An 8,561-nucleotide genomic window follows, 5' to 3' on the forward strand; every position below is an offset into this window, starting at 1 on the left:
GGGATCGAAACTTGTTTATGAACGTCGGTCTTTTCGCCGCGATCGCCGAATCGCGGGTAATCTGAGCGCCCATGACGCGGTACATTTTCATCACCGGCGGCGTGGTTTCCTCCTTGGGAAAAGGCCTCGCCTCCGCAGCGCTGGGCGCTCTCCTGCAGGCTCGTGGCTACACGGTTCGCCTGCGTAAGCTCGACCCCTATCTCAACGTCGATCCGGGCACCATGAGCCCGTATCAGCACGGCGAGGTGTTCGTCACCGACGACGGGGCCGAAACCGACCTGGATCTGGGCCACTACGAGCGCTTCACCGGCGTGTCGGCCAAGAAGGCCGACAACATCACGACCGGCCAGATCTACAAGACGATCATCGAGAAGGAGCGCCGCGGCGACTATCTGGGCGCGACCGTCCAGGTGATTCCGCACGTGACCAACGAGATCAAGGACTTCGTCCTCTCGCCCGCCATGGACGAGACGGGCCAGAAGCCGGTCGACTTCGTGCTGGTCGAGATCGGCGGCACCGTCGGCGACATCGAAGGCCTGCCGTTCTTCGAGGCCATCCGCCAGCTGCGCCAGGACCTGCCGCGCGGCCAGAGCTGCTACGTGCACCTCACCTTGCTGCCGTTCATCAAGACGGCCGGCGAGATGAAGACCAAGCCGACCCAGCACTCGGTCAAGGAGCTGCGCTCCATCGGCATCCAGCCGGACATTCTGCTCTGCCGTTGCGAGCAGGAGATTCCGGTCGAGGAAAAGCGCAAGATCGCCCAGTTCTGCAACGTGCGCCCGAGCGCCGTGATCCAGGCGATGGACAGCTCGTCGATCTACGCGGTGCCGATCGACTACCACAAGGAAGGCCTCGACGCCGAAGTGCTCGACGTCTTCGGCATGAGCGACGCCCCCAAGCCCGACCTGTCGCGCTGGGAAGCCATCGATAACACCGTCCAGCATCCGGACGGCGAAGTCACGATCGCGGTCGTCGGCAAGTACACCGTGCTGAAGGACGCCTATAAGTCCCTGATCGAGGCCCTGCACCACGGCGGCCTGGCCAACAAGGTTAAGGTCAATCTGGACTGGGTCGAGAGCGAGACCTTCGAGGGCGACGAGGGCGCGGCCGCGGCCCGTCTCGAGAACGCCCACGCCATCATGGTGCCGGGCGGCTTCGGCGAGCGCGGCGCGGAAGGCAAGATCCGCGCGGCCCAGTTCGCCCGCGAGCGCAAGGTGCCGTACTTCGGCATCTGCTTTGGCATGCAGATGGCCGTCATCGAGACCCTGCGCAACGTCGCGGGAATCACCGACGCCTCGTCCAGCGAGTTCGGGCCCACCGACCGTCCGGTCGTCGGCCTGATGACCGAGTGGATCAAGGGCAACGAAATGGTGTCCCGCAAGGCCGGCGACGACCTGGGCGGCACCATGCGCCTGGGCGCCTACGACGCCGTCCTGCAGCAGGGCTCCAAGGTCGCCGAGATCTATGGCGGCACGGAAATCGTCGAGCGCCACCGTCACCGCTACGAGGTCAACATCGGCTACAGCCACAAGATGGAGGAGGCGGGGCTCAAGCTGACCGGTCGCTCTCCGGACGGCGTGCTGCCCGAGATCGTCGAGCGCGACGACCATCCGTGGTTCATCGGCGTCCAGTTCCACCCTGAACTGAAGAGCCGTCCTTTCGCTCCGCACCCCCTGTTCGCCAGCTTCATCGCGGCGGCCAAGGAGCACGGTCGACTGGTCTGAACTGGCGAGTTGCATGTCTGGAGAGATTCAGGCATAAGCGCGCCCTCACGCGGCGGCTAGGGTCGAACCCGAGTCGCCGCTTTCGATTTTCACGCTCAGCGAGCAGAGTCACTCCGATGGCCGTTCCTAAAAGAAAAACTTCGCCTTCTCGCCGGAACATGCGCCGGTCGCACCACGCCCTGGGCGCTAACTCCTTCGTGGAAGACAAGGACTCGGGCGAACTGCGTCGTCCGCACCACGTCGACCTGAAGACGGGCCTGTACAACGGCAAGCAGATCCTGACCCCGAAGGAAGACTAAGGTCTTCCTTCCTCGCCCGGCCCCTTACGAGGACGCCGGGCCAGGATTTCGCGTCTGACGCTTCGAAAGCGCCGCCCGGCTCGCCTGGGCGGCGCTTTTCGTCGTGTGCGGACCAAAGCGGTGCTAGGATAGCTTCCGGATCGCCACTGGGACGATCCCAACAAAGCCAGGAGCGCGGTCAGCGCCCAAGGGCGCGATCAGACTCCGGCGGACTGGGAGGTTCGCCATGTTCACGCGTCGCGCGCTCGCGTCCGGGCTGGGCGCGTCTGTGGCCCTTGGCGCCGCGCCGTTTTCCGCTCACGCCTTATCGCCCGGCCAGGTTCCGCCGACGACCCCGGCGCCGGCGCCGCCCGCCTTGCCGCTTTACGTCATCGACACCGCGCTGGATGATACGGAGCGGATGACCGTCGAAACCATGATCAACGGTCGCGGGCCCTATCGCTTCGTCGTTGATTCGGGCGCCGACCGCTCCGTGGTCTCCGAGGTCCTGGCCGCCGAGCTGGTCCTGCCGCGGGGGCGTGATGTCCTGGTCCACGGGATCGGCGGTTCAGCCATCACCCCGACGGCCCACATCGACCATCTGGTCACGGGCGAGGCGCGGCTGGGCGGCGTGGAGCTGCCGATCCTGCCGGTGGGCCGGGTCGGGGGCGACGGCCTGCTGGGCGTCGACATCCTGCAGAACCGCGCCGTCGTGATGGATTTCAAGCAGAAGCGCCTGGAGGTTCGCCAGAGCACGCCCGAGTACCGGGGCTTCCGGCGGCCGCGGGAGGTCCAGGTCGTCGCCGACCAGAAGTTCGGCCGCCTGACCATCGTCAACTGCCGGATCAACGGTATCCGCACCCTGGCCTTCATCGACTCGGGCGCGGGCTCGTCGATCGGCAACATGGCCCTGTCGCGCGCCATCCAGGCTCGGGCGCGCAAGGGCGCGGACCCGGCCCTGGCCGTGCGCCTGCTGGGCGTCGCCGGCAGCGAGACCATCGGCGAGTACCGCATCCTCAAGTCGATGAGCATGGGCGACGTGCGGATGACCAACCTCGCCGTGGTCTTCGCCGACCTGCACATCTTCGATCACTGGAAGATCAGCGACAAACCCGCGATCCTGCTGGGCGTCGACGTCCTCAAGCTCTTCGCCCGGGTGGAGCTGGACTTCGGTTCGGATCAGCTGCGGTTCCGGCTGGGCGCGGAGCGGCCCACGCTCCAGGCCTGACGCCGGGGAACTTAGGTCTCGCCGAACGTCGGTCGCGGTTGCGGCGACGCGATGGCGCGGCTAAGGGGAGGCGCCTTTTCTTTCGGGAGCTCCCATGACCGAGATCGTCGACATCATCGCCCGCGAAATCCTCGACAGCCGCGGCAATCCGACGGTCGAGGTCGACGTCGTCCTCGAGGACGGCGCCTTTGGTCGCGCCGCGGTGCCGTCGGGCGCCTCGACCGGCGCCCACGAAGCCGTCGAAAAGCGTGACGGCGACAAGTCGCGCTACCTGGGCAAGGGCGTCCGCCAGGCCGTCGACGCCGTCAATACCGAGATCTTCGACGCCCTGTCGGGCGTCGACGCCGAAGACCAGCGCCGCATCGACAGCCTGCTGATCGGCCTGGACGGCACGCCGAACAAGTCGCGCCTGGGCGCCAACGCCATCCTCGGCGTGTCGCTGGCCGTGGCCAAGGCCGCCGCCGAGTCGGCCGGCCTGCCGCTGCACCGCTACATCGGCGGCGTGAACGCCCGCGTCCTGCCGACCCCGATGATGAACATCATCAACGGCGGCGCCCACGCCGACAACCCGATCGACATCCAGGAATTCATGATCCTGCCGACCGGCGCGGCCAGCTTCTCCGAAGCCCTGCGCATGGGCGCCGAGATCTTCCACGGCCTGAAGAAGGCCCTGAAGGACGCCGGCCACAACACCAACGTCGGCGACGAAGGCGGCTTCGCCCCCAACCTCGCCTCGGCCGAAGCTGCGCTCGACTTCATCGTCAAGGCCGGTGAAGCCGCCGGCTACAAGGCCGGCGACGACTTCCTGCTGGGCCTCGACGTGGCCTCGACCGAGTTCTTCAAGAACGGCAAGTACGAGCTGGAAGGCGAGGGCAAGTCGCTCGACCCGGCCCAGATGGTCGACTACCTGGCCGACCTCGTTTCCAAGTTCCCGATCGCCTCGATCGAGGATGGCATGGCCGAAGACGACTTCGCCGGCTGGAAGCTGCTGACCGACACCCTGGGCAAGAAGGTCCAGCTGGTCGGCGACGACCTGTTCGTGACCAACCCCAAGCGCCTGCAGATCGGCCTCGACCAGGGCCTGGCCAACTCGATCCTGGTGAAGGTCAACCAGATCGGCACGCTGTCGGAAACCATCGACGCCGTCGAACTGGCTCACCGCCACGGCTACACCAGCGTCATGAGCCACCGTTCGGGCGAGACCGAGGACAGCACCATCGCCGACCTGGCCGTGGCCCTGAACTGCGGTCAGATCAAGACCGGCTCGCTGGCCCGCTCGGACCGGCTCGCCAAGTACAACCAACTGCTGCGCATCGAGCAGCAGCTGGAGGACCAGGGCGTCTACGCCGGTCGCGCAGCCCTCAAGGGCCGCTGATCGGCTCGATCCCCCGATTGAGATCAAGAGCGCGCCGGGTTCGCCCGGCGCGCTTTTTCTTTGCGCCTCAGCCCTTCAGGCCGACCCGGACGTTGGCGGGGAAGATCCGCTGCTTGGGGCCTGGCCTCCGGCCGCGATGATTGCCTGCGCCGCTGCGCTGTCGTGCAGCGCCGGGGGAGGGCGACAGCGGTCCCCATCAATCCAGCCAGGGCGTATCGCCGAAGCACGTGGCTCCTCCCCCAAGGGCGCATCGATTTTCGACAGGCAGGGCGCGAATGTCGCCTGCCTTTCAACCCTTGCGGATCATTTCGCTGACCAGGCGGCGGCGATTCTGGGGCGGCGGCGCCTCCGAAACAGGCTTGTCCGGACTTCGAGCAAAAAAGTTGGACCACATTTTTTCTATAAGCGTGACCGCACTTAGAAAAACAGAGGTTTCCAGTGCTCTCGCGGGTGCGAAGGAAATGCCGCGATGCGGTATCTCGATGCCCCTGAAACGGTCTCACTTGAAAGTATTTTCCCGCCGGACGTGAGCGACTTGCAAGCCCTTTGCGGCGTTGGGGATTTAGACCGTGTTAAGCACGTTCTGGCAGCTTGTAGCTCCCTGTCCGGGATTCGCCGATGTTCGCTCGACTGCAACCCTACCTGCCGACCGCGGCGCTCCTTCTCCTGATCACGTACTTCGTCTTTCACGCTCTGACGGGCGAGAGAGGCCTGCTTTCCTCGTCTCAACGCAACGCGGACTTGGCCGCCAAGACGATGGAACTTAAGAAGATCCGCGCTGAGAGGATGGACCTGGAGGCCCGGGCTCGTCTATTACGCAGCGGCAGCTTGTCGGCCGATCTTCTGGAGGAACGTGCGCGTTCGCTCCTTGGATACGCCGATCCCAAGGACTACGTGATCCGCACCAAGCGCTGAGCTGGGTCGGTTCTCGCCGGTCCTAGGCTGCCTTGTAGACCACGCTTCGGGTTGCAGCTCGAAGGGCGGTCTCGGCGTCAACACGAGCGCATTCCTGCGCCGAAAGCCGTTCGCGGCGGGCAATGGAAGCCTCTGAGATGAAGGCCGTTATGATGATTGGCCAGGGAGAGTTTAATGGCGCGAACGCGCAAGGGTGAAGCCCCGGCGGAGCAGGCTACCGACACCGGTGTCAATGCCTTCGTCGGCAAGGAAGAGCTTCTCAAATTCTATCAGGACATGCTGCTGATCCGCCGCTTCGAGGAGCGTGCTGGCCAGCTTTACGGCATGGGCCTGATCGGCGGGTTCTGCCACCTCTACATCGGTCAGGAAGCCATCGCGGTCGGCATGCAGTCGATCTCGCACAAGGGCGACCAGATCATCACCGGTTACCGTGACCACGGCCACATGCTGGCCGCCGGCATGGACCCGAAGGAAGTCATGGCCGAGCTCACCGGTCGCGCCGGCGGTTCGTCGCGCGGCAAGGGCGGCTCGATGCACATGTTCGACATCGCCACCGGCTTCTACGGCGGCCACGGCATCGTCGGCGCCCAGGTGGCGCTCGGCACGGGCCTGGCGCTGGCCAACCACTACAAGGGTAACGGCAACGTCTCGTACGCCTACTTCGGCGACGGCGCGGCCAACCAGGGCCAGGTCTACGAAAGCTTCAACATGGCCCAGCTGTGGAAGCTGCCGGTCGTGTACGTGATCGAGAACAACCAGTACGCCATGGGCACCAGCGTCGAGCGTTCGGCGTCGGAAACCGCCTTCCACAAGCGCGGCGTCTCGTTCCGGATCCCGGGCGAGGAAGTCGACGGCATGGACGTGGTGGCCGTGCGTGAAGCCGGCGCCCGCGCCAGCGAGCACGCCCGCAGCGGCCAGGGTCCCTACATCCTCGAGATGAAGACCTACCGCTATCGCGGCCACTCGATGTCGGACCCGGCCAAGTACCGCACCAAGGAAGAAGTCGACGAGGTCAAGACGACCCGCGATCCGATCGACCACATCAAGGAACGCCTGGCCGCGGCTGGCGTCACCGAGGACGATCTGAAGACGGTCGACGCCGAAGTGAAGCGCATCGTGGCCGAGGCGGCCGAATTCGCCCGCACCAGCCCCGAGCCGGATCCCTCCGAACTCTACACCGACGTATACCTGGAGGCCGCCGAGTGACGGACATCCTGATGCCCGCGCTTTCCCCCACGATGGAGGAAGGCACCCTGGCCAAGTGGCTCGTCAAGGAAGGCGACACCATCAAGGCCGGCGACGTGATCGCCGAGATCGAAACCGACAAGGCGACGATGGAAGTCGAAGCCGTCGACGAGGGCGTGGTCGAGGCCATCCTGGTTCCGGCCGGTTCGGAAAACGTCAAGGTCAACACGATCATCGCCAAGCTGGCCGGTGAAGACGGCGCCTCGGCGTCGGCTGCTCCGGCCGCCGCCCCGGTCGTCGCCGAAGCCGCTCCGGTGGCCGCGGCCCCGGCCCCGATCGCCGCCGCCTCGAACTTCGCGGACCCGGAACTGCCGGAAGGCACGCCGACCAAGAAGATCACCGTGCGCGACGCCCTGCGCGACGCCATGGCCGAAGAGATGCGTCGCGACGACCGCGTGTTCCTGATGGGCGAGGAAGTGGCCCAGTACCAGGGCGCCTACAAGGTCAGCCGCGAGCTCCTGCAGGAGTTCGGCGACAAGCGCGTCATCGACACCCCGATCACCGAGCACGGCTTCGCCGGCATGGGCGTCGGCGCTGCGATGGCGGGCCTCAAGCCCATCGTCGAGTTCATGACCTGGAACTTCGCCATGCAGGCGATCGACCACATCATCAACTCGGCCGCCAAGACGCTCTACATGTCGGGCGGGCAGATCAAGTCGTCGATCGTGTTCCGCGGTCCGAACGGCGCGGCCAGCCGCGTCGGCGCCCAGCACAGCCAGGACTACGCGGCCTGGTACGGCAACATCCCGGGCCTGAAGGTCATCGCGCCGTATGACGCGGCCGACGCCAAGGGCCTGCTGAAGGCCGCCATCCGCGACCCGAACCCGATCGTCTTCCTCGAACACGAGATGATGTACGGCCACGAGTTCGATATCCCGGACGTCGAGGACTACGTCGTGCCTATCGGCAAGGCCAAGGTTCGCCGTCAGGGCACGGACGTGACCCTGGTCGCCTACAGCCGCATGGTGGGCTTCGCCCTGCAGGCTGCTGAAGCGCTGGCCGCCGAAGGCATCTCGGCCGAGGTCGTCGACCTGCGGACCATCCGCCCGATGGACCACGCGACGATCCTGGAAAGCGTCAAGAAGACCAACCGCCTGGTCACGGTCGAGGAAGGCTGGGGCCCGATGGGCGTCGGTTCCGAGATCGTCGCCCGCATCACCGAGCACGGCTTCGACTACCTGGACGCCCCGCCGCTGCGCGTGCACCAGGAAGACGTGCCGCTGCCCTATGCGGCCAACCTGGAAGCCCTGTCGCTGCCTTCGGTCGACAAGATCGTCAAGGCGGCTAAGGCGGTCTGCTACCGCTAAGACCGGCGCGGCCCCCGCTCATCAGTGGCGGGGGCCGCATCGTCTTGGCCAACGAATTCATCCCGCCGAGAGGCGGGGTATCGTGGACGACGGCCTGGCCGATAACGTCCCGAACGCTTGAGGAAAGAGCTCAAATGTCGATCGACATCCTGATGCCCGCCCTGTCGCCCACCATGGAAGAGGGCACCCTCGCCAAGTGGCACGTCAAGGTCGGCGACACCGTCAAGGCCGGCGACGTCATCGCCGAGATCGAGACCGACAAGGCGACGATGGAAGTCGAAGCCGTCGATGAAGGCGTGATCGAAGCCATCCTGGTCGACGCCGGGACCGAGAACGTCAAGGTCAACGCGCTGATCGCCAAGCTGGCGGGCGAGGGCGAAAGCCCCGCGCCGGCTCCGGTCGCCGCGCCCGCCGCCGCCGCTGTCGCCGAGGCCCCGAAGGCCGCTGCACCGGCTCCCGCTGCTGCGCCGGCCGCCCCGGCTCCGGCCG

General features: G+C 66.1%; 8 protein-coding genes. All 8 read left to right on the forward strand.

All coding sequences use genetic code 11. The features are described from left to right. The first annotated feature begins 71 nt into the window (after window positions 1–71). On the forward strand, window positions 72–1,724 hold the full coding sequence (locus DDF67_RS21355) for a CTP synthase (protein WP_109102833.1): 1,653 nt from the start codon (window positions 72–74) through the stop codon (window positions 1,722–1,724). A gap of 116 nt (window positions 1,725–1,840) precedes the next feature. After that, complete coding sequence (rpmF, locus tag DDF67_RS21360; RefSeq protein WP_007671126.1) at window positions 1,841–2,023, forward strand: 50S ribosomal protein L32; 183 nt, start codon at window positions 1,841–1,843, stop codon at window positions 2,021–2,023. Between the two features lie 226 nt (window positions 2,024–2,249). After that, a complete protein-coding gene (locus tag DDF67_RS21365; protein ID WP_109102834.1) occupies window positions 2,250–3,230 on the forward strand; it encodes a retroviral-like aspartic protease family protein in 981 nt (326 codons plus the stop codon). A 94-nt stretch (window positions 3,231–3,324) separates the two neighbouring features. Further along, window positions 3,325–4,605: a phosphopyruvate hydratase gene (gene eno, locus DDF67_RS21370; RefSeq protein ID WP_109102835.1), complete on the forward strand. Its 1,281-nt coding sequence runs from the start codon at window positions 3,325–3,327 to the stop codon at window positions 4,603–4,605. Between the two features lie 618 nt (window positions 4,606–5,223). Further along, a complete protein-coding gene (locus DDF67_RS21375; protein WP_058348879.1) occupies window positions 5,224–5,520 on the forward strand; it encodes an FtsB family cell division protein in 297 nt (98 codons plus the stop codon). A 174-nt stretch (window positions 5,521–5,694) separates the two neighbouring features. Next, window positions 5,695–6,726, forward strand: a complete 1,032-nt coding sequence (gene pdhA, locus DDF67_RS21380) for a pyruvate dehydrogenase (acetyl-transferring) E1 component subunit alpha (RefSeq protein WP_109102836.1) — start codon at window positions 5,695–5,697, stop codon at window positions 6,724–6,726. After that, complete coding sequence (locus tag DDF67_RS21385) at window positions 6,723–8,072, forward strand: pyruvate dehydrogenase complex E1 component subunit beta (protein ID WP_109102837.1); 1,350 nt, start codon at window positions 6,723–6,725, stop codon at window positions 8,070–8,072. Before pdhA ends, DDF67_RS21385 begins: the two co-directional genes overlap by 4 nt. Window positions 8,073–8,206: 134 nt before the next feature. Beyond that, window positions 8,207–8,561 (forward strand): biotin/lipoyl-containing protein (locus DDF67_RS21390; RefSeq protein ID WP_146198070.1); only part of this gene is annotated, 355 nt, incomplete at its 3' end.

It is taken from the genome of Caulobacter endophyticus, from assembly GCF_003116815.1.
Classification (GTDB): Bacteria; Pseudomonadota; Alphaproteobacteria; order Caulobacterales; family Caulobacteraceae; genus Caulobacter; species Caulobacter endophyticus.

Coding starts and splice junctions, on each gene's coding strand:
- pdhA (WP_109102836.1), top strand. CDS start 5,695: ATGGCGCGAACGCGCAAGGGTGAAGCCCCGGCGGAGCAGGCTACCGAC.
- DDF67_RS21365 (WP_109102834.1), top strand. CDS start 2,250: ATGTTCACGCGTCGCGCGCTCGCGTCCGGGCTGGGCGCGTCTGTGGCC.
- eno (WP_109102835.1), top strand. CDS start 3,325: ATGACCGAGATCGTCGACATCATCGCCCGCGAAATCCTCGACAGCCGC.
- rpmF (WP_007671126.1), top strand. CDS start 1,841: ATGGCCGTTCCTAAAAGAAAAACTTCGCCTTCTCGCCGGAACATGCGC.
- DDF67_RS21375 (WP_058348879.1), top strand. CDS start 5,224: ATGTTCGCTCGACTGCAACCCTACCTGCCGACCGCGGCGCTCCTTCTC.
- DDF67_RS21355 (WP_109102833.1), top strand. CDS start 72: ATGACGCGGTACATTTTCATCACCGGCGGCGTGGTTTCCTCCTTGGGA.